Raw genomic sequence first — 20377 nt, forward strand, 5'->3', positions numbered from 1 at the left:
CGCCGCTGCCTGGCTTCTCCGGGTGGCGGCGGAAGTGCGTGCCAGGGCGCTCAGGGGACCGCTCCTTCCGCACGGTCCAGCAAGTCGTCGGTGACTTCGAGGAGGAGCATGGGTTCGGGCGCAGTTTCGGCGATCGCGTCGAGGAAGGCGGCGCGGGTTTCGGGCTCGTCATAGGCCATTTTGGCGTCGAAGGCGCGCTGCCACGTCGCGCGGTCGGGCCATTCGGCGATGCCGATGAAGCGGGTGAGCCCGTCGGCGGCAGCGTCGCGGTGGAGGCGCGAGCCGAGTGAGCCGTAGCGCTGGCGGATCAGCTCGGTGCCGCGGCGCCAGGCGGCGCGGAACTGCGCCTCCTTGCCGGGATGAACCTTCCACCAATAGGCGGCGACGAACATGGCTGCGCTCCTTTCGAGACCGGAATGCGTAGGCGAAGGGATGGGTTCATCGGGCCGGCTCCGCTCCTTGTAATTCCGTCCTTTTCTCGAAGCGGGACAAGTCAAAGAGGTGAAACGGGCAATGGTTGTATTTTCCGCTGATAAATAATCTAAAGTCTCCAGCGCGGACTTCAAAAAGGGGGTTGAGGTGTCGCCGAGATCAAAGCCAATAGTGATAGGCGTCGTTCTGGCTGCTGCCGTGGCGATATCTGGCTGCGCACGTTCCGCGGTCGAGGCCCCGGTCGAAACCGGCGCGGAACCGCCGCCCGAGTGGGTGCCCGAGACCGCACCCCCGCCGGAACCGGCCCCCGAGCCGGAAAGATCGCAGCTGCGGGTGCTGGTGCAGGGAACGGGCGTCTCGCAATTCCATTATCTGCGCTCCGACTTCTATGCGTCTGCCGGGACGACCGACGCGGCCAAGCGGCAATTCATCCAGAGCTCGGGCGCTTATGGTCCGTGGCAGATCGACGAGCATGTCGCGGTCCTACTTGGTGACTCTTATGTGTTCATTCCGGAATGCGGAGGGAGCCTGCGCCTGGCGTCGCGCGTCAGCCGGACCTTCGTCGATACTTCCTCCGATCCCGTGAGGCTCGCATGCCCGCAGTAGATGCCCAGCTCGACGCCACCGGCAGGCTCATCAAGGGGCTGGCCGCGCTGCTCAGCCTGTTCCCGGCGATCGCGCTGCTCTTCGGGCTGGTCGACATTCCGCCGAGCCTGTCCCAGATCGTCAAGGCGCTCAGCTTCTTCGTCAGCCTTGCCGTGCTGCTTTCGGTGGTGATGCTGGGCCCGTCGATCCAGAAGATGAAGCGCACCATGGCCGCGGCGCTGGTGATCGGCACGGTGCTGATCGGCAGCATTTCGGCGATCAGCTATTGGGTGGTCGCGGAAAACCATGTGCTGAGCACCAACATGCCGGCCGCGGAGGGCGAGAGGATCGACCGGATCGTCATTCCGCTCAATCCATCTGCGCGCGTGCAGGAGCTCGTCCGCCCGTTCCGCGGCGACTATCGCCAGGCAGTCTATACCGGCCGCCACGGCGAGGAGCTGCGCCGGCTGCTCGACCAAGAGAGCACTTCGGCGATCATCCTGATGCTGGTGCTGCTGCTGAGCGCCAACGTGCTGCTGGTGGCGGGCGTGGTGATCGGTGCATGGAAAGTCGCGGCGAGCATGGCCCGGCGCAAGCCGGCTGCCGCGCCGGCGCCTCCGCCAGCGCCCGCCCCCCAACCCGAACCGGAGCCTTCCCCCGCACCAACCCCCGAACCGGCTCCCGACCAAGGCTAGAACGGGATTCATTCGATCCGAACCGGTTCCCCGGCGAAGGCCGGGGCCCGGTATCGCCGCGGTCTCGAGAGCGCAGCCATGTAATCCGGCAAGAACAAGCAAGGAACCGATTGCCGCCATTCCGGAGTATTCTCCGGCCCTGCCCAAGGCCGGCGCCTGCCGGATTTTTCCGTCGGGACGACGATCGGGGTCGACTTCGCGGCGCAGCGATTTACCAGATGCGCCATGGAATCGCTTCGCTCCCCGCATCCGCTCCGCCCCTCGACGCTCGTCCGGCTGATCGCCGGGCTGCTGCTCGCCTTCTCGACGCTGGCGCCCGCGATCGCGCAGCCGCTCAAGGTGATGAGCTTCAACGTGCGCTATCCGGCCGAGGGCGACGGCGCCAATGTGTGGGAAGCGCGGCGCGATCTGGCGGCCGAAGCGATCCGCCGCACGGCGCCCGACGTGATCGGCACGCAGGAGATGTTCCAGCGCCAGGGCGACGAGCTGATCGCGCGGCTGCCCGGCTATGCCTGGTTCGGGATCGACCGGCGCGGCGGGCACGACGACGAGCATATGGGCGTGCTCTACGACACCAGGCGGCTGCGCGTGGTGCAGCACGGCCAGTTCTGGCTTTCCGACACGCCCGAAGTGCCCGGGAGCATCAGCTGGGGCCATCCGCTGCCGCGCAACGTGACCTGGGCGATCTTCGAGCGAATCGGCGAAGGCGAGGACAAGGGCCGCCGCTTCCGCCTGCTCAACACGCATTTCCCGTACCGCGACGAGGACGATGCCGCGCGCGAGAAGGGCGCGGCGCTGATCGTCGCGCAGCTCGACAAGCTGCCCGGCGCCGACCTGCCGACGGTGCTGACCGGCGACTTCAACACCACGCCCGAGAGCGCGGCGTGGAAGCGGCTGGCGGGTGCGCTGGCCGATGCGCGCGCGGCGGCACCGAAGAGCGAGGGGCCCGAGGCGACCTTCCACGGCTTCACCGGCACGCCGGGCAAACGCATCGACGCGATCTTCGTGAAGGGCTTCACGGCGCGATCGGCCGAGACGCTGACCGACCATGCGGGGAAAGTGTGGGCTTCGGACCATTTCCCGGTGGTGGTGACGCTGCAGATGTAATGAGGCGGGGCGGCGGTTGACTGCGGTTGACTCGATACGCGTGATTCCGGGCGAAGCGGCAGGGACGCGGCGGGGACGCAGCATCTACGCGGCGCCGAGGCTGCATCCACGCGGCACTGACGCGGCGTCCGCGCGGCGCTGAAGCCGCACCCACTCGGCACCAACGCGGCAGGTACGCGGCAGGTAAGCGGCACCGGCGCAGCGGCTACGCGGCCATGCATCAGCGTTGCGGCTCGCGCGCGGCGGGCTGGGCTTCGGGAGCGAACGGATTGACCATGCGCCGCGCGTGTTGCGCGAGCACCTGATCCCAGAGCTGGTCGAACGGCGTCCCGGCGAGCCGCCGGCGCAAGCGTTGCGCGCTCGTCCGCGACATGCCGGCCGCCTGGGCGGCACGCGTGACGCTGCCGGTTTCGAGCAGCGCGGCGAGGAAGATGCGCTGTTTGGCAGGCGTCCATTGCGCGCGCATCGGCGGTGCGGCCGGACGGCTGGGGGCAGGAGCCGCGGGCGCGGGACGCGCGGGCGGCGGCGGAGCGATGGGCTGGCTTTCCATCCGAAAGGATGGAGCAGGCGAAATCCTATTTTGAAATGGGCGCAGGAGATATTTCCGCGTGCTGTGGCTTTCGCGCATCCATCAGGGGGCGGGGTGCCCGGCGGTGCAGTAGCTTTGTGTTCGCGCGGAGGCGCAGAGGGCGCAGAGAGGAAGAAGTTCGTTCACGCGAAGGCGCGAAGGGATGACGCCTTTTCGAGTTCGAGCGTGCCGCGGCAGCGGCTTCGATTGCTCGCTTCGAGGATTCCTGCCGCTTTCGCGGCTGGAACCGCTTTGCGTCCTCTGCGCCTCTGCGCGAACAACCTTCTTCTCTCCGCGCCTTCGCGCCTCCGCGTGAGATCAAGAAGTCAGGGGATGATCGGCAGTAGCGAACAGTCCGCCACCGCCGCGGTCTTGGCCTTTGCACATCGTGATTTACCCTTTTCTTACCGTCTCTGACAGCATTTCATGGATGCTTGCCGGTTTCGATTCTCTGCTTGCACAGCCGCTGTTGCTGCTCCTGATCCTTGCGGTGGGAGCGGTGATCGGGATTTCGGTCGAGCGGCTCGTAGAGGGGCAACATAGCGCCGAGCGCCGGGCCTATTGGCGTGGCCGCAATGCGAACAAGGGCAGGCTCGCGCCAAATCGCAGCGGCTCGCCCAGAGCCGTGCCGGAGCGCGCGACGCTGGACGCCGCCGAGCAACTGCGCCGGGTGATGGATGCGCACTTCAAGCCGCGGGCGCTGCTGAACAAGCCGGAGCGCCGGCTGCTCGCGTGCATCGACAAGGTGCTGGCGGAGGAAAGTCCCGGGTGGCGGGCGATGGGCCAGGTGTCGCTCGGCGAGATACTGTGGAGCGACGACAAGGACGCCTTCTGGGCCATCAACGCCAAGCGAGTCGACCTACTTATCGTGGATGCCGAGTGTAGGCCGCTCCACGCAATCGAATTTCAGGGCAGCGGCCATCACCTCGGCGCCGAGACCGCCGCCCGGGACGCCGTGAAAAAGGAAGCGCTGCGCCGGGCGGGCATCGGCTATGTCGAAGTCGTCACCGGCAACACCCCTGCCGAAGTGCGCGAGATGGTGCGCAAGCTGACCGCGCGCGCGGCAGTGGCGAAATCCGCCGCGGCATAGCGGGCCTGCGGGGGGCGTGAACCCGCGCGGTCCGCGCCCGTCCTTATTCGTGCCGCAGTGCGTCGATCGGGTTGAGGCTGGCGGCGCGGCGGGCGGGGAAATAGCCGAAGACCACGCCGATCAGCGCCGAGACGAGGAAGGCGATGACGTTGATCTGCGGATCGAACATCCATTGCACCTGCATCAGCGGTGCGAGGATCAGCACGACGAGCTGCGCGACCAGCAGCCCGACCAGGCCGCCGAGGCACGAGAGCACCACCGCCTCCATCAGGAATTGCATCAGCACTTCGCGCGCCACGGCGCCGATCGCCAGGCGGATGCCGATCTCCCGCGTCCGTTCGGTGACCGACACGAGCATGATGTTCATGATGCCGATGCCGCCCACCACCAGGCTGATCGCCGCCACTGCGGTGACGATCGACGTGAGCAGGGTGGTGATGCCGGTGAGCGCCTGGCTGATCTGGGCAGTGTCGAAGATGTTGAAATCGTCTTCCTTGCCGCCGGTGATGTTGCGCCGCTCGCGCAGCACCTGCTTGATCGATTCCTGCACCTGCCCGGTTTCATAGGCCGGATCGACGCCGACCAGCATCAGCCGGATGTCGCGGTTGCCGGTGAAGCGGCGCTGGACCTGCTTGATCGGCATGATGACGACGTCGTCCTGATCGCCGAACCCGCCCTGGCCGCGCGTGGAGAGCACGCCGATCACGTCGCACGAGATGCCGTTGAGGCGGATGCGCTCGCCCACCGCCTCGCCGCCGCGGAAGAGATTGGTGCGCACCGTGTTGCCGATGATGCACACGCCTTTGCCTGCCTGCTCCTCCTGGCGCGTGAAATTGCGGCCCGAGACGAGCGGCCAGGGCTGGACGGTGAAATAGTCGCCGGTGGTGCCGTTGATCGTCGTCGACCAGTTTGCGCCCTGGTAGATCGCAGTGCCGGTCGACTGCGCCTGGGGCGCGACGGCGGTGACGCCCGCCACCTGCCGCGCGACCGCGTCGACATCCTCCTGCTTGAAATCGGGCGGCCGCGGGCCGCCGCCGCCGCGGCCGAAGCCCTGGCCGGGGCGGACCTGGAGGATGTTGGTGCCGAGGCTCGCGACCTGGTCCTGGGCGGCCTTGGTGGTCGCCTTGCCGAGGGTCACCATCGCGACCACCGCGGCGACGCCGATGATGATGCCCAGCGTCGTCAGGAACGAGCGCAGCTTGTGGCGGAAGATCGAGCGGATCGCGAGGAAGAAGGTGGTGCCGAGCATTATCGCTCCCCCTCTCGCTTGCGGGAGGGGGCTGGGGGGTGGGCGCCCGCCATCCTCCAGCGGTCCGGCAATTGGAGAGCGGGCGCCCACCCCCGGGCCCTCCCGCAAGCGGGAGGGGAGAAGCAAGCGGGAGGGGAGAAGTGGAAGTATGCGGGTGCGCTCACGCCACCGCCTCCCCTGCGGCGTGCCTGGTGTCGATCCGCTCGACCAGCCCGTCCTTGAAGTGGACGATGGTGCGCGCGAAGGCAGCCATGTCGGGCTCGTGGGTGACCATCAGCACGGTGATGCCGCTCGTCGCGTTGAGATCGGTGAGCAGCTTCATGATCTCGATCGAACGCTCCGAATCCAAGTTGCCGGTGGGTTCGTCGGCGAGGAGCACGGCGGGGTTGGTGACGATCGCGCGGGCGATCGCGACGCGCTGCTGCTGCCCGCCCGAGAGCTCGGCCGGGGTATGGTCCCACCATTCCTTGAGCCCGACCTTGTCGAGCGCCGCCATCGCCGCCTCGCGCCGCTCCTTCTTGGGATCGCCACGGTAGAGCAGGGGAAGCTCGACATTCTCCAGCGCCGAGGTGCGTGCGAGCAGGTTGAACCCCTGGAAGACGAAGCCGAGGTACTTGCGCCGGAGCAGCGCGCGCTGATCGCGCTCGAGCTTCTCGACATGCACGCCCTTGAATCGGAACTCGCCCCTGGTCGGCACGTCGAGGCAGCCAAGAATGTTCATCGTCGTCGACTTGCCCGAGCCCGAGGGGCCCATCACCGCGACGAAATCGCCGGCCTGGATGTCGAGGTCGATGCCCTTCAGCGCCGGAAAGGCAGTCGGGCCCTCGCCATAGACCTTGGTCACGCGGCGGAGCTGGATGAGGGGCGGATCGCTAGCCGCCACTCGGGCCTCCGCTGGCGGCGCCGCCCTTCGATGCGCCGCCCTGGCCGCCACCGCCTTGACCGCCGCCGCCCTGGCGGCGCTGGCCGCTGCCTGCCTTGCGCTGGGTGCCGCCCGCGGCGAGCTGGCCGGTGATGACCTGCATGCCGGGCTTGAGATCGCCGCCGGTGACTTCGGTGACGGTGCCGTTGGTGTCGCCGGTGGTGACCTGGACTGGGCGCGGCTGGCTATCCTCGCCGAGGATGTAGACGGTCTGGGTCGCGCCGCGGCGCATCGTGGCCGACTTTTCGGCCTCGTTGCCGCGCCGGCGCCGCGGGACGAGCGCACCGGCGATGCCGCCCTGGCCGCTGCTCGCGGCTTGACCGTCCGTCGCGGCAGGGCGGAAGCGCAGCGCCGCATTGGGCACCAGCAGCACATTGGGCCTGGCGCGCGTGATGATCTCGGCAGTGGCGGTCATGCCCGGGCGCAGCTTCTGCTCGGGATTGGTGACGCTCAGCGTCGCGGCATAGGAGACGACCTGGTTGGCAGTGGTCGAGGTGCTGGTGCTGCTCGACGTGCTGCTCTGCGCCGAGAGATTGGAGCCGAGATCGACACGGGTGATCGTCGCGGGAAAAGTCTCGCCGGGGAAGGCATCGACGGTGAAGCTCGCGAGCTGGCCTTCCTTGACCGAGCCCACGTCGGCTTCGTCGATCGCGACTTCGAGCTCCATTGCCGAAAGGTCCTCGGCGATGACGAACAGCGTCGGCGTGTTGAACGAGGCGGCGACGGTCTGGCCGGGCTCGACTTGGCGGGCGAGCACCACGCCGTTGACGGGCGAGCGGATCACCGCCTTGTAGCGCTGGGTCTCGGAGGAGGAGAGCGCGGCGCGCGCGGAGACGACGTTCGCCTGGGCGGCGCGGAGCGCGTCGACGGCGCGCTGTACGGCGGCGCGCGCCTGCTCCATCTCGACCTTGGCGGGGACGCGGCCGCCCGACAGCCGGCTGACTTCCTCCATGCGTGCGAGCTGCGCCTGCGCTTCGGCGACGGTCGCCTGCGCCTGACCGACCTGCGCCTGGTTGGCGCTGAGCGACGCCCGGCTCTGGGTGATCTCGTCGTCGAGGCGCGAGGTATCGAGCACCGCGAGCGGCTGGCCCTTGATGACACGATCGTTGACGTCAACGGTGACGGTCTCGACCAGGCCCGAAAGCTCGGAACCCACGTCGACCTGGTTGGTCGGCGCGAGCTTGCCGGTGGCCGAGACGGTGACGGTCAGCGCGCCGCGCTCGACTTCCTCGGTGGAATATTGCGGCGCGGCGCTGCCGCCGAAGAAGAAGCGGCCGAGCGCCAGTACCGCGAGCAGCACCACAGCGCCGATGATGATCCACTTGAGCCAGCGCCGCCACCAGGGGCGCGCCGGGGTGCCGAGGAATTCGTCGAGATTGGCGTTGGGATCAGTTGCCATCGGCGGTGCTGCCTGCAGTGGAGAGGGTCGGAGCGGGGGCTTGCGGGACGGTGCTGCTGTCCCACCCGCCGCCGAGCGCGAGATAGAGCTGGATGAGCGCGGTCGACTGGTCCGACTGCGCCTGGACGATGCCGTTGCGCGCCGAGAGCAGCGAGCTCTCGCTCTGGATCAGCGTCAGGAAATCGGTGAGGCCGGTGCGATATTGCATCCGGGCGAAGATCGCCTGGTTGTTCGCGGCATCGAAGGCGACGCGGAACTCCGCCTCCCGGCGCTTGGCGGCGTCGAGTGCGACGATCGCATTTTCGATCTCCTCGAGCGACGTGAGCACGGTCTGCTTGTAGGCGAGGAAGGCGCCGTCGGCTGCGGCCTGAGCCGAGCGGACCTGGCTGCGGGTGCGGCCGCCGTCGAAGATCGTCTGGGCGATGTTGGCGAAGAGCCGGCCGGTGATCGTGTCGAACAGCGCGTCGATCGCGCTCGCGCCGGTATCGATGCTGCCGCCGATCGACAGTGCCGGATAGAGCTGCGCAGTAGCGACGCCGATCTGCGCGGTGGCGGCGGCGAGGTTGCGCTCGGCGGAGCGGATATCGGGGCGCTGGCGGAGCGAATCGGCGGGGATGCCGGCGGCGACGCTCGCTGGCCCGCGCGGGATCGGCTTGACGGCTTCGAGCTCGGCCTTGAGCGCGCCCGGCGCCTGGCCGGTGAGCACGCCTAGGCGCGAGACGAAGCCGTTGTAGTTCGTCTCGAGCGTGGGGATGGTGGCGGCGGTCTGCGCCCGCTGCGCGCGCGCCTGCTCCTGGTCGATCGACGAGACGAGTCCGGCCTGCACGCGCCACTGGGCGATCTGGAGATTGTCCTCCTGGATCGCCAGCGTCTCGCGGGCATTGGCGAGCTGCGCCTGGGCGGCGCGGGCGAGCACATAGTTGCGCGCGGTCTCGGCTTCGATCGAGATCAGCACGGTGGCATAATCGAAGCCGGAAGCCTCATAGCCCGCGCGCGCCGCCTCGACGCTGCGGGCGACGCCGCCGAACAGATCGACCTGGTAGCTGGCGTCCGCGCCCAGCGAGAAGCTGCTGTTGCCGCCCTGCGAGAAGGAAGTCACGCTGCCGTCCGGAAGCGTCACCGTGGTCGAGGCGCCACGCAGCGGTTCGCTCCGCGACGTGCCGAACGAAGCACCGATATTGGGAAAGAGGCTGGAGCGGGCCTGGACCAGCGACTCGCGGGCCTGCCGCAGCCGAGTGACTGCCTGTGCCACGTCGAGGTTTGCCGATTGCGCGCGCTCGACCAGCGAACCGAGCATCGGATCGTCGAACCTGTTCCACCAGCGTGTCAGATCCTCAGCCGCGCGCTGGTCGGCGGGGACCGAATAGCCTTCGGGTACGCCGAGCTCGGCAGGGCTGCCGGGGCGGTAGTCGGGTCCGGTGGAGCAGGCTGCGAGCAGCAGCACGAGGGACACGCTCAGGATCGGCGGGCGATTGGCCATGGGCTGCAAGATGGTTCGGAGCGGCAACGAGTTCCATCGAAAACTTGTCGCAACTTGTATCATCCAGAGTTTCGCTCTCGCCCGCCTTGCAGAACCCGCCGCGCCCGACCTAGAAGCGCCGCCGAGGAGAGCGCGATGTCCGACGATCTGTACCCGGTGCCCGCGGAATGGGCGCGCAGCGCGCGCGTCGATGCCGAGGGATATGCCAGGCTCCACGGGCGGAGCCTGGCCGATCCGGGGAGCTTCTGGCTGGAGCAGGCGAAACGGCTCGACTGGATCAAGCGCCCCGAGATGGCGGGCGACTGGTCGTTCGACGAAGCCGACTTCCACATCAACTGGTTCGCCGACGGCAAGCTCAACGTCGCCGCCAATTGCCTCGACCGGCACCTCGCCAGCCGCGGCGGGGATATGGCGATCCTCTGGGAGCCCGACGAGCCCGGCGAGGCGCCGCGGCGCTTCACCTACCTCCAGGTCTACGAAGAGGTCTGCCGCTTCGCGAACGTGCTCAAGGCGCAGGGGGTCGGGAAGGGCAGCCGCGTCACCATCTACATGCCGATGATCCCCGAGGCGGCGTTCGCCATGCTCGCCTGCGCTCGGATCGGGGCGATCCACTCGGTCGTCTTCGGCGGCTTCTCGCCCGACAGCCTGGCGAACCGCATCACCGACTGCGACAGCGACGTGCTGGTCACTGCCGACGAGGGGCGGCGCGGCGGCAAGCGGGTGCCGCTCAAGGCCAATGTCGACGCGGCGGCAGCGCTCGCCCCGGCGCTCAGAAAGGTCATCGTCGTCCGCGCCACCGGCGGAGAGGTGGCGATGCAGCCCGGCCGGGACGTCTGGTACGACGAGGCCGCGGCGCTGGTCTCGGCCGACTGCCCCGCCGAGCCGATGGGGGCGGAGGACCCGCTGTTCATCCTCTACACCTCAGGCTCGACCGGCAAGCCCAAGGGCGTGCTCCACACCAGCGGCGGATATCTGCTGTGGGCGGCGATGACCCATGAGCTGGTGTTCGATTACCGCCCCGGCCAGATCTACTGGTGCGCCGCCGACATCGGCTGGGTGACCGGGCACAGCTACATCGTCTACGGACCGCTCGCCAACGGGGCGACGACGCTGATGTTCGAGGGAGTCCCGAACTGGCCCGACGCGAGCCGCATCTGGCAGGTGGTGGACCGCCACCAGGTCGAGATCCTCTACACTGCCCCCACGGCGCTCCGCGCCCTGATGCGGGAGGGGGACCAGTTCGTCACTGCCACCAGCCGCAAATCGCTCAAGCTGCTCGGCACCGTCGGCGAGCCGATCAACCCTGAGGCGTGGCGCTGGTATTACGACGTCGTCGGCGAGGGGCGCTGCCCCATCGTCGACACCTGGTGGCAGACCGAGACCGGCGGGCACATGATCACCCCGCTGCCCGGAGCGACTGCGCTCAAGCCCGGATCGGCCACCTTGCCCTTTCCAGGCGTCGATCCGCAGATCGTCGATCCGGAGGGCAATGTCCTCGACGGCGCGACCGAGGGGAATCTGGTCATCGCCAAAAGCTGGCCGGGGCAGATGCGGACGGTGTGGGGAGATCATGCCCGCTTCTTCCAGACCTATTTCACCACCTACCCCGGCAAATATTTCACCGGCGACGGGTGCCGGCGGGACGCGGACGGCTATTACTGGATCACCGGCCGGGTGGACGATGTGATCAACGTCTCGGGGCACCGGATGGGCACCGCCGAGGTCGAATCGGCGCTGGTGGCCCACCCCAAGGTCGCCGAGGCGGCGGTCGTGGGCATGCCGCACGACATCAAGGGGCAGGGCATCTACGCCTATGTCACGCTCAACGCGGGCTGCGCGGCCGGCGAGGAACTCCGCAAGGAACTGCGGGACTGGGTGCGGAGCGAGATCGGGCCGATCGCCGCTCCCGACGCGCTCCAGTTCGCCCCCGGGCTGCCCAAGACCCGCAGCGGCAAGATCATGCGGCGGATTCTGCGCAAGATCGCCGAGGGAGACGTCGCCAACCTGGGCGACACTTCGACGCTCGCCGATCCGGCGGTGGTGGACGATCTGGTCGCCAACCGGGTGGCTGGCTGAGGCACCGGCGAGCCGGCGCCGCCGGCTCAGTCGGTGACGGCCGGGGTGCCCTCGCGCTCGGCGCGCGCGCGCTCGGTGCGCTCGTGGCGGTCCGCCATCTGGAGCCAGGCATCGGCCGCGCGCAGATTGCGGTCGCGGACGTTGTCGAGCGTGGCGGCGGCCGCGTCGGCCTGGGCCTTGGCGGCATATTCGCGGTAGGATTCGGCGAGCTTCGCCATGTCAGTCTCCCGCGGGAGGAAATAGAGCGGCGCCGCGGACCCGGGGGCCCGCGACGCCGCGAAAAGCCTTATTCGGCCTGAAGGTTGACCGCGGCCATCTTGCCCTTCTTGTCGGGCTCGAGGTCGTAGGTGACGCGCTGGTTCTGGTTCAGCGTGCGCAGACCGGCGCGCTCGACGGCGGTGATGTGGACGAATGCGTCCGGACCGCCGTTGTCGCTGGCGATGAAGCCATAGCCCTTGTCTGCGTTGAAGAATTTGACGGTGCCCTGCTGGGTCATTGGATGGTTCCTTCTATGGTCGGCGCGCCCCAGATGGGCGGACCTCGTGCTGCGGAGGCGAGGAGAAGGAAGAAGGAGCCGCAAAGCGCCAAAGACCGTCTGATTGCGACTGTAGCATCGGGCAATATGGGCCTGCGGACCCCGAGGCGCAACCCCGGGGCCCGGAAGCCGTGGAATGTGCCCCGGCGATCAGCCGAGGACCTCGCGCACTGCGGCGCGGGCGATCGCGCCCTGCGAATGGTCGACCGGGAAGAGCCGGCGGTGGAGCGGAACGAAGGGCTTGGCCTTCGCGCCCCGGGCCGGCCGCGGCTGACGCACACGGCGGGTGATCTGGGTTTCGTGGATATTGTCGAAGAAATTCATGTCTTACCTTGGTTTTTTTCTGTTTCTTGGCCTTGCGGCGTGGGAATTGCCCGCTCTTCGGGTGCACGGACGGGAACCATGCGGCGCCGGACCCGTGCAGGAAGCGGAATGTAGCTGGGGGCGCGAAGGTTCCCGCGATTCCGCGGAAAGACAGGCCATGCGGCCGGCGCCCTGCTGGAACATAGATGGGGTGCAGGGCGGCGGGGCGCAAGGGGGCGGCGCCTCGGGCTTGGTCCGCGCTATTCCGGGTCCTCCGCGGGGTCGCGCCCTTCGACAGGCTCAGGGCGGACGGTGGGGGTGGGCTCGGGGCCTTCGACGGGCTCGGCACCAATGGTCGGCAATTCCCCGTTCGGGCTGAGCTTGTCGAAGCCCGGGTCCTCCGCCGGCCCGCGCCCTTCGACAGGCTCAGGGCTAACGGGGGCGGGGGTGGGTTCAGGCACTTCGACAGCCTCGGCGCCGGCGGCGATCTCCCCCTTCTGCTCCAGCGTCGTCCCCGCGAGCGCGGCGAACCAGGCGGTGCGCTCCAGGGTTTCGCCGGCGCGCAGCGCGGCAAGCTCTTCCTCGCAGCGGGCGGCGACGGTTTTCGCTTCTTCGAGGGTCAGCTCGCGGGAATAGTCGTCGTCGCCGTAATCGCCCTGCTCATCGCCGTCGAAATCCTCGGGTGCGGGGAAGCGGGTGCGCCATTCCTCGGCATGCTCGTCCCACCAGACCGGGGCGTAGAGATCGTCGAGCAGCGAGGCGGGCTCCGGCGGGGGTGCCGGTTGACTCGCTTGACTCGATTCGACGTTTTCGGGGGGCGGCGGGGCGACCGCGACCAGCCCCGCGGCCTCGGCGCGGTTCCATTGCTCGCCGGTCCAGCTCGCGCGCTCGGCGGGATCGAGATCGGCGATGTCGAGGGGCTCGGCGATGTCGGTGTGGGTGCGCAGCCAGCGATCGGCGCGGGCAAGCGTGCGGATCGGGGCGAGATCGTCGTCGCTCGCCGGCTCGACCCCAGCGGGCAAGCGCGCGCCGAGGAACACGCCTGCGCGTGCCGGGCCGGCGTCACGCCCGATCAGATCGAGATATTGCGCGAAATCGCACGCGACCAGCCGCGCGGCGGCGGCGGTGCTCGGCGCCTGCTCGGCATCGGCCATGCGATCCAGCCGGCCGAGCATCGCGAGCGCGAGGCGATTGTCGAAGCGGTGGCGCGTGATGATCCGGCCGTCGTCGTCGACCTTGTCGCGCTGGCCGCGGAAGGCGCGCTCCATCAGCTCGTCGGCCAGCGCGTCGCGTGCCTTGATCACCGCCGCGTCCCAGCCGAGCGCAAACCCGGCGCCGCGCGGGGAGCCGCGCAGCGCATAGGCCGATTGCTTGGAGAGGCCGACAATCTCGCAGGCCTGGATCACGGTGTAGCCCTCCGACACGGCCTCGAGGAAGGTGCGCTGCTTGTCCGGGGTCCAGCCTTCGTGCCGGGTGGCGCCGGGGGCGGGGCGGAAGCCGTGATAGGCGGCGTAATCGAAGCCCGATACCTCAGGGGCGGCGGGCTCGGCGGGAAGCGTCTCGGTCTGTGCGTTCATGGGTCTGTCCTCACGATGCAATGCAGAGGACTCGCCAGATATGCCGGACCGGGGGCTGTAGGAAAGCGTTTTGTTCGTTGTTTGTTCTTATTGTGGGACAGGGGTGGTGGCGGGGTTTTTGATTGGTTCATGCGAAGGGGCGAAGAAGGGAAAGGTGGTTCGCGCAGAGGCGCGGAGTCGCAGAGGCGCGGAGGCGCAGAGGGGTTTCTGCTTGCTTCGATGCTTGCCGCGTGAGCGGCGTTTCAACTTGCCGCGGCCGTCAGGGTTGAGGGTCTCGCTGGCGCGAGACGGGGCGGCGTGGCGCGTCACCTCTGCGCCTCCGCGCGAAAAGAAGTGAGAGGGAATTCGCGCGGCGACGCGACGACGCGAAGAGGGGGTGGCTTGCTGCCGGGCCTCGCGCCAGCGAGACTCTTCGGTCCCGGTGGCAATGCAGGTTCAAAGGCCGCTTGCACGGCGAACGCGGGGGACAAACGAACGCCCGCCGCGTCGTCGCGTCGCCGCGCGAACCATTTCTTCGCGCCTTCGCGGCTTCGCGTGCGAACCCTGGATCAGCGCGGGCGGTGCTGGGTGTCGAGGCCGGGGGTGATGAAGATCGCGGTCGCGGTGGTGCCTTCGGGTACATCGGCAGTGTGCCAGGTGCCGGGCGGGTTGATCGCATAGTCGTTGGCGTGGAGCGTGATGCTCTCGGCGCTGCCGTCGGCATGTTGCTGGTGGAGCGTGAGGCTGCCCGCCGTGACGATCACCAGCTCGGCGCCGTGCGGGTGCATCTCCCACGCGTCCCAGCTCGTATCGAAGCTGTATTGCGAGACGAGCCGCCCCTCGGCGCCGTCCGCACCGTGACGCTCGCCATAGGCGGCGTACCATTCGGGGCCGGTGAACTTGGGCTCGATCGACGCGCTGGCGCCGAGGCCCAGATGCGCGGGGTTGGTGGGGAGGTGGGGCATGTATGCATCCGCGAAGCGAAGTGGCCAACGTAAAGGGGAAGGTTAGCAAAGTTGCGTACGTTCTGCGACGGGTCTATACGTTGCCTTGGCGGGCGGAATGGCGAAAGCCATTAGCTCCATGAAAGTGGGGTTGTCCTTATCGCTGAGTTTGTCTGAGTTTGCGCTGTCTTCGTTAGAGGAATTAGTGAATCATTGTCTGCGCCCGCCAAATGACAAACTATAATCCCGTAGAAAAGATTTACCTGACATATAAGACTCGGATGACAACGGAAGCGCGTCTTCGCAGGACCGGTGTTCTGTTTCACGTCATGCTCGCATGGTATGCATTTTGCAGCATTATTTTGTCATTTTTAGACATATCGCAGAAGTTCGAAATTCATAATGCTGGCATTGTTTCTGCCGTCGCCTCGACAGCAATGTTCGCGCTATCGTTGTTCATCTACGGCGAACGCTACAGCGAGCGCGCGAGTGAATTTAGAAGCTGCTATCTTAAGCTTCAAAAACTTTATGAAAGCCAAGTCGACGCGGCTCAAAAGATGAGAAAGTACGCTGAGATACTTGAGCATTACGAGAATCAGGCTGATACCGATTACGATGACATGCTATTTGACGCGTGGTGGCGGGGGCAAGCATTGCGGAATGCTACCGGGCCCGTGGAGATATCGCGATCGTCGTTTTGGAAAGTTCTGGCTAAGCGCGCGGTCACAAGTGGCCTACTGCTAACTCTATTTATTGCTCCCGTGGCGGTCGGCATCTTCTGGGTTCGTGTTCTGCCGTAAGCTCCGATGATGGATCTATTATCCTTTCTCGAGCAGTCGAGTGCTCCCCTTCCTCAGAAGGATCACTTCAAAGCGGCTCACCTTATCGAGCTTTTTCAATCTAAAATCGCCAAATCACGAGCTGCCGGCAAGGACGGTGTACGCGTTGGCAGATTTGAAGAGGTGTTGACTACAGAGGCTGCGCTCATCGAAAAGCGGGTGGCTTCTGGTTCTTACAAGTTCACGACCTTCAAAGAACGGTTGATTTTGCGCGGGGCGGACAGAGAGCCCCGGCAAATTTCGATTCCGACCGTTCGCGATCGTCTTACGCTCCGTGCCATATGCCAATTGCTGCATAGTCACGTTCCTGACACCCGCGGCTCATCGCCACACGCATTGGTGAGTCGGGTCGCTGCGGCGATTCGCACTGGTGATCAAACCTCGAAATCGTTTGTTCGAGTTGACGTTAAGAACTTCTTTCCTAGCATTTCCCATGCCATTCTTGAGCGAGAAATGCGGCACTTTTCTCTGGATGACATGGTTTTGAACCTATGTTCGCAAGCAGTTTCCACTCCGACGGGGTCAGCTAAAGAAGCAAATCCCCGAGGCATTCCGCAAGGACTTAGTATCTCTGGAGCCCTATCTTCGCTCTATATGATAAGGTTCGACAAAAAGCAATTATCCAAAAATACAAACTACTTCCGATATGTCGATGATATACTTTTGATATGTGATACTAAAGATGCCGATAGCCAATTAGAATCTATTGGTAGAGCTCTTAGCAGTAGGGGTCTTATAATCCATAAGAAGGGCGTCGCTGGAAAAACAGAAATTAGTCCAGTCAAAGACGGTGTCGATTTTCTGGGTTATAGAATTTGCGAGAGCGAGATTTCTATAAGAAGTTCGTCCTATCGGAAGATGTTTAAGAACCTTTTGAAGGTTATCACCGATTACAATTATCGAAAGAGCATCGATAGATTGATTTTTCGCCTGAATCTCAAGATAACGGGATGTCAGGTTGATGGGAAAAAGAGGGGGTGGATGATGTTTTTCTCCTACACGGAGGATAAAAAGCAATTATCCCACCTTGATGCGTTTGTGAGGGCGCAGCTCATACGATGTGGATTTCCAGAAAATAGATTAGGTGAAATAAAGCGTTTTATAAAAACCTATCATGAAATACGCTTTAATCTAACGAATAGCGCATATATTCCAAACTTTGATGCATTCAATTCCAATGACAAAGCTGCCGCAATAGCGGCTCTATCAGGAGGAAAGTTATCACTAGAGGAAGTTGGCGCGTGGGACGTCCAAGCGATCGAGCAGGAGTTTAGCCGTCTCATATCCAGAGAAGTCCAAGACTTGGAACAAGACGTCGGCAATTTCTCCTAACAAGAATTACTCCGCCGCCACCGCTTCCCGTCCCGCCTTGCGCGGCTTGAGCAGCGGCGCCAGATACTTCCCCGTATAGCTCCGCGGCGCCTTGGCGACCTCCTCGGGGGTGCCCTCGGCGACGACCTCGCCGCCCTTGACCCCGCCCTCGGGGCCCAGGTCGAGGATCCAGTCGGCGGTCTTGATGACGTCGAGGTTGTGCTCGATGACGACCACCGTGTTGCCCTGCTCGACCAGCGCGTGGAGCACTTCCAGCAGTTTGCGGACGTCCTCGAAATGGAGGCCGGTGGTGGGCTCGTCGAGGATGTAGAGCGTGTTGCCGGTGGCGCGGCGGGCGAGCTCCTTGGCGAGCTTGACGCGCTGCGCCTCGCCGCCCGAGAGCGTGGTCGCCTGCTGGCCGACCTTGACGTAGCCGAGGCCGACTTCGGCGAGCATCGCCATCTTGTCGCGGATCGGCGGGACCGCCTTGAAGAACTCGACCGCGTCCTCGACGGTCATGTCGAGCACGTCGGCGATGCTGCGGCCCTTGAACTTCACCTCCAGCGTCTCGCGGTTGTAGCGCTGGCCGTGGCAGACGTCGCAGGTGACATAGACGTCGGGGAGGAAGTGCATCTCGATCTTGAGCACGCCGTCGCCCTGGCACGCCTCGCAGCGGCCGCCCTTGACGTTGAAGCTGAAGCGGCCGGGCTTGTAGCCGCGCGCCTGCGCCTCGGGGAGCCCCGCGAACCAGTCGCGGATGTTGGTGAAGGCGCCGGTGTAGGTGGCCGGGTTCGAGCGCGGGGTGCGGCCGATCGGCGACTGATCGATGTCGATCACCTTGTCGCAATGCTCGAGCCCGGTGATCTTGTCGTGCTTGCCCGCGAGCAGGCGCGCGCCGTTGAGCTGACGCGCGGCGGCGGCGTAGAGCGTGTCGATCGTGAAGCTCGACTTGCCCGAGCCCGAGACGCCGGTGATGCAGGTGAAGGTGCCGAGGGGGATGCTGGCGGTGACGCCGGTGAGGTTGTTCGCGGTGGCGTTGTGGACCGTCAGCTTCTTGCCGGTGCCCTTGCGGCGCTTTGCGGGGAGGGGAACCTCGCGCGTGCCGTTCAGATAGTCGGCGGTGATGCTGCCCGGGGTGGCGAGGACCTGATCGAGGCTGCCGCGCGCGACCACCTCCCCGCCGTGGACGCCCGCGCCCGGCCCCATGTCGATGACATAGTCGGCGGTGCGGATCGCATCCTCGTCATGCTCGACGACGAGCACGGTGTTGCCGAGGTCGCGCAGGCGCTTGAGCGTGGCGAGCAGCATGTCGTTGTCGCGCTGGTGGAGGCCGATGCTGGGCTCGTCGAGGACGTAGAGCACGCCCGACAGGCCCGAGCCGATCTGGCTGGCGAGGCGGATGCGCTGGCTCTCGCCGCCCGAGAGGGTGCCGCTGGTGCGATCGAGGTTGAGGTAATCGAGCCCGACGTTGTTGAGGAAGCCGAGGCGCTCGTCGATCTCCTTGAGGATCGCGCGGGCGATCTCGCGCTGCTGATCGGTGAGGTGCTCGGGGAGGTTCTGGTACCAGGCGACCGCGTCGACCACCGAGAGGCGGGTGACGCTGGAGATGTCGCGGCCGGCGACCTTGACCGCCAGCGCCTCGGGCTTGAGGCGCGCGCCGCCGCAGGTCTCGCAGGGGTGCGATGCCTGGTACTTGCTCAGCTCCTCGCGCATCCAGGCGGACTCGGTCTGGAGCATGCGGCGGTTGAGGTTGCCGATCACGCCTTCGAAGGGCTTGCGCACGTCGTAGCTCTTGCGGCCGTCGACGAAGGTGAGCGTGACCGGCTTGCCGCCGGTGCCGTGGAGGATGATCAGCCGGACCTCGCCGGGGAGGTCCTTCCACGGCGTGTCGAGGCTGAAGCCGAACTCGCGGGCGAGGCTGCCCAGCACCTGCATGTAATAGGGCGACGGGGGATTGGACTTGGCCCAAGGGACGATCGCGCCCTTCTTGATCGTGAGGTCGTGGTTGGGGACGACGAGGTCCTCGTCGAACACCAGCTTCTCGCCGAGGCCGTCGCACGCGGGGCAGGCGCCCTGCGGGGCGTTGAAGCTGAACAGGCGCGGCTCGATCTCGGCGATCGTGAAGCCGCTGACGGGGCAGGCGAACTTTTCGGAGAAGACGATGCGGTTGTCGGGGATGCCGGCGCCCTTCATCGCGCCGCCGATGTCGGCGGTGAAGGTGCCGCGCGCCTCCTGCACGCTCCCCTTCCCGCTTGCGGGAGGGGGCTGGGGGGTGGGTGCCCGCTCTCCTTCGAGACCTTCGCTCGCGGAGGCCGGGCGCCCACCCCCGGCCCCTCCCGCAAGCGGGAGGGGAGAAGCAAGCTCCGCCACCGTCGTATCCACCAGGTCGACGTAGGCCAGCCCCTCGGCGAGCTTGAGCGCCTGCTCGAAGCTCTCCGCCAGGCGCGTGGCGATGCTGGGGCCGACGACGAGGCGATCGACCACCACTTCGATGTCGTGCTTGTACTTCTTGTCGAGCGCGGGGGCGTCCTCGATCAGATAGGTCTCGCCGTCGATGCGGACGCGCTGGAAGCCGGCCTTCTGCCACTCGGCGAGCTCCTTGCGGTACTCGCCCTTGCGGCCGCGGACGACGGGGGCGAGGAGGAGCAGGCGGGTGCCCTCGGGAAGCGCGAGGACGCGATCGACCATCTGGCTGACGGTCTGCGCGGCGATCGGCAGGCCGGTCGCGGGCGAATAGGGGATGCCGACGCGCGCCCACAGCAGGCGCATGTAATCGTAGATCTCGGTGACCGTGGCCACGGTCGAGCGCGGGTTGCGGCTGGTGGTCTTCTGCTCGATCGAGATGGCAGGCGAGAGGCCCTCGATATGATCGACATCGGGCTTCTGCATCATCTCGAGGAACTGGCGCGCATAGGCGCTGAGCGACTCGACGTAGCGGCGCTGCCCCTCGGCATAGATGGTGTCGAACGCGAGCGAGGATTTGCCCGAGCCGGACAGGCCGGTGATCACCGTGAGCGTATCGCGCGGGATATCGACATCCACGCCCTTGAGATTGTGCTCGCGCGCGCCGCGGACGCTTATGTGGGTCAGCATACGGAACACCTATGCTGAGCGATGGTGATGAGTGCCATGCCGGTGGTTCTAGCTTTGTTCTTTGGGAGATTCCAGAGGGCAGATAGGGAGGCGGAGCGGCGATTTCGAGTCTCCCGAGCCAGGAAGATGCCCCACCCGAAACTTGCGCAGAACGCGGTACAACCCACGGTTTTTGCGACGGGCTGCCGGAAAG

The 20377-nt window shown here is 66.2% G+C and carries 19 protein-coding genes; 7 read left to right on the forward strand and 12 right to left on the reverse strand.

The annotated features are described in order from the left end of the window. Positions 1 to 50 precede the first annotated feature (50 nt). Positions 51 to 392, reverse strand: a complete 342-nt coding sequence (locus tag ACMGDH_RS05110) for an antibiotic biosynthesis monooxygenase family protein (RefSeq protein ID WP_436826823.1) — start codon at positions 390 to 392, stop codon at positions 51 to 53. Between the two features lie 238 nt (positions 393 to 630). Between ACMGDH_RS05110 and ACMGDH_RS05115 the strand changes: the two genes are divergently transcribed. The 3 genes from ACMGDH_RS05115 to ACMGDH_RS05125 all read left to right on the forward strand — a co-directional run bounded on the left by ACMGDH_RS05115 (position 631) and on the right by ACMGDH_RS05125 (position 2819). Then, positions 631 to 1038 (forward strand): hypothetical protein, encoded by a 408-nt coding sequence (locus ACMGDH_RS05115; RefSeq protein ID WP_436826824.1) that lies wholly within the window; start codon positions 631 to 633, stop codon positions 1036 to 1038. Further along, the gene (locus ACMGDH_RS05120; protein WP_436826825.1) at positions 1026 to 1712 is read left to right on the forward strand and encodes a hypothetical protein; all 687 of its coding nucleotides are present in this window, start codon (positions 1026 to 1028) and stop codon (positions 1710 to 1712) included. The genes ACMGDH_RS05115 and ACMGDH_RS05120 overlap by 13 nt, the downstream gene beginning before the upstream one ends. Before the next feature lie 225 nt (positions 1713 to 1937). Beyond that, positions 1938 to 2819, forward strand: coding sequence for an endonuclease/exonuclease/phosphatase family protein (locus ACMGDH_RS05125; RefSeq protein WP_436826826.1), 882 nt, complete (start codon positions 1938 to 1940; stop codon positions 2817 to 2819). A 220-nt stretch (positions 2820 to 3039) separates the two neighbouring features. Here ACMGDH_RS05125 and ACMGDH_RS05130 read toward each other — a convergent pair whose 3' ends face one another. Continuing rightward, positions 3040 to 3285 carry a terminase small subunit gene (locus ACMGDH_RS05130; protein WP_436826827.1) on the reverse strand — a complete coding sequence of 82 codons (246 nt, stop codon included), beginning with the start codon at positions 3283 to 3285 and terminating at the stop codon, positions 3040 to 3042. 571 nt (positions 3286 to 3856) lie between these two features. On the opposite strand from ACMGDH_RS05130, the gene ACMGDH_RS05135 reads away from it, so the two are divergent. Next, a complete protein-coding gene (locus ACMGDH_RS05135) occupies positions 3857 to 4477 on the forward strand; it encodes a DUF2726 domain-containing protein (protein ID WP_436826828.1) in 621 nt (206 codons plus the stop codon). A 43-nt stretch (positions 4478 to 4520) separates the two neighbouring features. Here ACMGDH_RS05135 and ACMGDH_RS05140 read toward each other — a convergent pair whose 3' ends face one another. From ACMGDH_RS05140 to ACMGDH_RS05155, 4 genes are all read right to left on the reverse strand, one after another. Beyond that, the gene (locus ACMGDH_RS05140; RefSeq protein ID WP_436826829.1) at positions 4521 to 5726 is read right to left on the reverse strand and encodes an ABC transporter permease; all 1206 of its coding nucleotides are present in this window, start codon (positions 5724 to 5726) and stop codon (positions 4521 to 4523) included. 160 nt (positions 5727 to 5886) lie between these two features. Next, entirely contained in the window at positions 5887 to 6609 is a 723-nt protein-coding gene (locus tag ACMGDH_RS05145) for an ABC transporter ATP-binding protein (RefSeq protein WP_436826830.1), read from the reverse strand. Then, on the reverse strand, positions 6599 to 8047 hold the full coding sequence (locus ACMGDH_RS05150; protein ID WP_436826831.1) for an efflux RND transporter periplasmic adaptor subunit: 1449 nt from the start codon (positions 8045 to 8047) through the stop codon (positions 6599 to 6601). The genes ACMGDH_RS05145 and ACMGDH_RS05150 overlap by 11 nt, the downstream gene beginning before the upstream one ends. Further along, complete coding sequence (locus ACMGDH_RS05155) at positions 8037 to 9527, reverse strand: efflux transporter outer membrane subunit (protein ID WP_436826832.1); 1491 nt, start codon at positions 9525 to 9527, stop codon at positions 8037 to 8039. Before ACMGDH_RS05155 ends, ACMGDH_RS05150 begins: the two co-directional genes overlap by 11 nt. Positions 9528 to 9662: 135 nt before the next feature. On the opposite strand from ACMGDH_RS05155, the gene acs reads away from it, so the two are divergent. Next, entirely contained in the window at positions 9663 to 11603 is a 1941-nt protein-coding gene (gene acs, locus ACMGDH_RS05160) for an acetate--CoA ligase (protein WP_436826833.1), read from the forward strand. Between the two features lie 26 nt (positions 11604 to 11629). Here the strand turns inward: acs and ACMGDH_RS05165 are convergent, their stop codons facing one another. From ACMGDH_RS05165 to ACMGDH_RS05185, 5 genes are all read right to left on the reverse strand, one after another. Further along, entirely contained in the window at positions 11630 to 11821 is a 192-nt protein-coding gene (locus ACMGDH_RS05165; protein WP_436826834.1) for a hypothetical protein, read from the reverse strand. Between the two features lie 68 nt (positions 11822 to 11889). Next, entirely contained in the window at positions 11890 to 12099 is a 210-nt protein-coding gene (locus ACMGDH_RS05170) for a cold-shock protein (protein ID WP_436826835.1), read from the reverse strand. Between the two features lie 189 nt (positions 12100 to 12288). After that, positions 12289 to 12462: a hypothetical protein gene (locus ACMGDH_RS05175; RefSeq protein WP_436826836.1), complete on the reverse strand. Its 174-nt coding sequence runs from the start codon at positions 12460 to 12462 to the stop codon at positions 12289 to 12291. A gap of 239 nt (positions 12463 to 12701) precedes the next feature. Continuing rightward, a complete protein-coding gene (locus tag ACMGDH_RS05180; protein WP_436826837.1) occupies positions 12702 to 14018 on the reverse strand; it encodes a hypothetical protein in 1317 nt (438 codons plus the stop codon). 548 nt (positions 14019 to 14566) lie between these two features. Further along, positions 14567 to 14962, reverse strand: a complete 396-nt coding sequence (locus tag ACMGDH_RS05185) for a cupin domain-containing protein (RefSeq protein WP_436826838.1) — start codon at positions 14960 to 14962, stop codon at positions 14567 to 14569. 209 nt (positions 14963 to 15171) lie between these two features. On the opposite strand from ACMGDH_RS05185, the gene ACMGDH_RS05190 reads away from it, so the two are divergent. Beyond that, positions 15172 to 15741, forward strand: a complete 570-nt coding sequence (locus ACMGDH_RS05190) for an SLATT domain-containing protein (protein WP_436826839.1) — start codon at positions 15172 to 15174, stop codon at positions 15739 to 15741. Between the two features lie 9 nt (positions 15742 to 15750). After that, entirely contained in the window at positions 15751 to 17112 is a 1362-nt protein-coding gene (locus ACMGDH_RS05195; protein WP_436826840.1) for a reverse transcriptase domain-containing protein, read from the forward strand. A 6-nt stretch (positions 17113 to 17118) separates the two neighbouring features. Here ACMGDH_RS05195 and uvrA read toward each other — a convergent pair whose 3' ends face one another. Beyond that, positions 17119 to 20184 carry an excinuclease ABC subunit UvrA gene (uvrA, locus tag ACMGDH_RS05200; protein ID WP_436826841.1) on the reverse strand — a complete coding sequence of 1022 codons (3066 nt, stop codon included), beginning with the start codon at positions 20182 to 20184 and terminating at the stop codon, positions 17119 to 17121. Between the last annotated feature and the right edge of the window lie 193 nt (positions 20185 to 20377).

This window comes from Sphingomonas radicis (genome assembly GCF_051400635.1).
Lineage (GTDB): Bacteria > Pseudomonadota > Alphaproteobacteria > Sphingomonadales > Sphingomonadaceae > Sphingomonas.

Excerpts from the sequence above, each read along its gene's own strand:
- uvrA (WP_436826841.1), bottom strand. The coding sequence starts at position 20,184 with ATGCTGACCCACATAAGCGTCCGCGGCGCGCGCGAGCACAATCTCAAG.
- ACMGDH_RS05180 (WP_436826837.1), bottom strand. The coding sequence starts at position 14,018 with ATGAACGCACAGACCGAGACGCTTCCCGCCGAGCCCGCCGCCCCTGAG.
- ACMGDH_RS05185 (WP_436826838.1), bottom strand. The coding sequence starts at position 14,962 with ATGCCCCACCTCCCCACCAACCCCGCGCATCTGGGCCTCGGCGCCAGC.
- ACMGDH_RS05140 (WP_436826829.1), bottom strand. The coding sequence starts at position 5,726 with ATGCTCGGCACCACCTTCTTCCTCGCGATCCGCTCGATCTTCCGCCAC.
- ACMGDH_RS05170 (WP_436826835.1), bottom strand. The coding sequence starts at position 12,099 with ATGACCCAGCAGGGCACCGTCAAATTCTTCAACGCAGACAAGGGCTAT.
- acs (WP_436826833.1), top strand. The coding sequence starts at position 9,663 with ATGTCCGACGATCTGTACCCGGTGCCCGCGGAATGGGCGCGCAGCGCG.
- ACMGDH_RS05190 (WP_436826839.1), top strand. The coding sequence starts at position 15,172 with ATGACAAACTATAATCCCGTAGAAAAGATTTACCTGACATATAAGACT.
- ACMGDH_RS05120 (WP_436826825.1), top strand. The coding sequence starts at position 1,026 with ATGCCCGCAGTAGATGCCCAGCTCGACGCCACCGGCAGGCTCATCAAG.
- ACMGDH_RS05130 (WP_436826827.1), bottom strand. The coding sequence starts at position 3,285 with ATGCGCGCGCAATGGACGCCTGCCAAACAGCGCATCTTCCTCGCCGCG.
- ACMGDH_RS05125 (WP_436826826.1), top strand. The coding sequence starts at position 1,938 with ATGGAATCGCTTCGCTCCCCGCATCCGCTCCGCCCCTCGACGCTCGTC.
- ACMGDH_RS05110 (WP_436826823.1), bottom strand. The coding sequence starts at position 392 with ATGTTCGTCGCCGCCTATTGGTGGAAGGTTCATCCCGGCAAGGAGGCG.
- ACMGDH_RS05150 (WP_436826831.1), bottom strand. The coding sequence starts at position 8,047 with ATGGCAACTGATCCCAACGCCAATCTCGACGAATTCCTCGGCACCCCG.
- ACMGDH_RS05165 (WP_436826834.1), bottom strand. The coding sequence starts at position 11,821 with ATGGCGAAGCTCGCCGAATCCTACCGCGAATATGCCGCCAAGGCCCAG.
- ACMGDH_RS05175 (WP_436826836.1), bottom strand. The coding sequence starts at position 12,462 with ATGAATTTCTTCGACAATATCCACGAAACCCAGATCACCCGCCGTGTG.
- ACMGDH_RS05155 (WP_436826832.1), bottom strand. The coding sequence starts at position 9,527 with ATGGCCAATCGCCCGCCGATCCTGAGCGTGTCCCTCGTGCTGCTGCTC.
- ACMGDH_RS05195 (WP_436826840.1), top strand. The coding sequence starts at position 15,751 with ATGGATCTATTATCCTTTCTCGAGCAGTCGAGTGCTCCCCTTCCTCAG.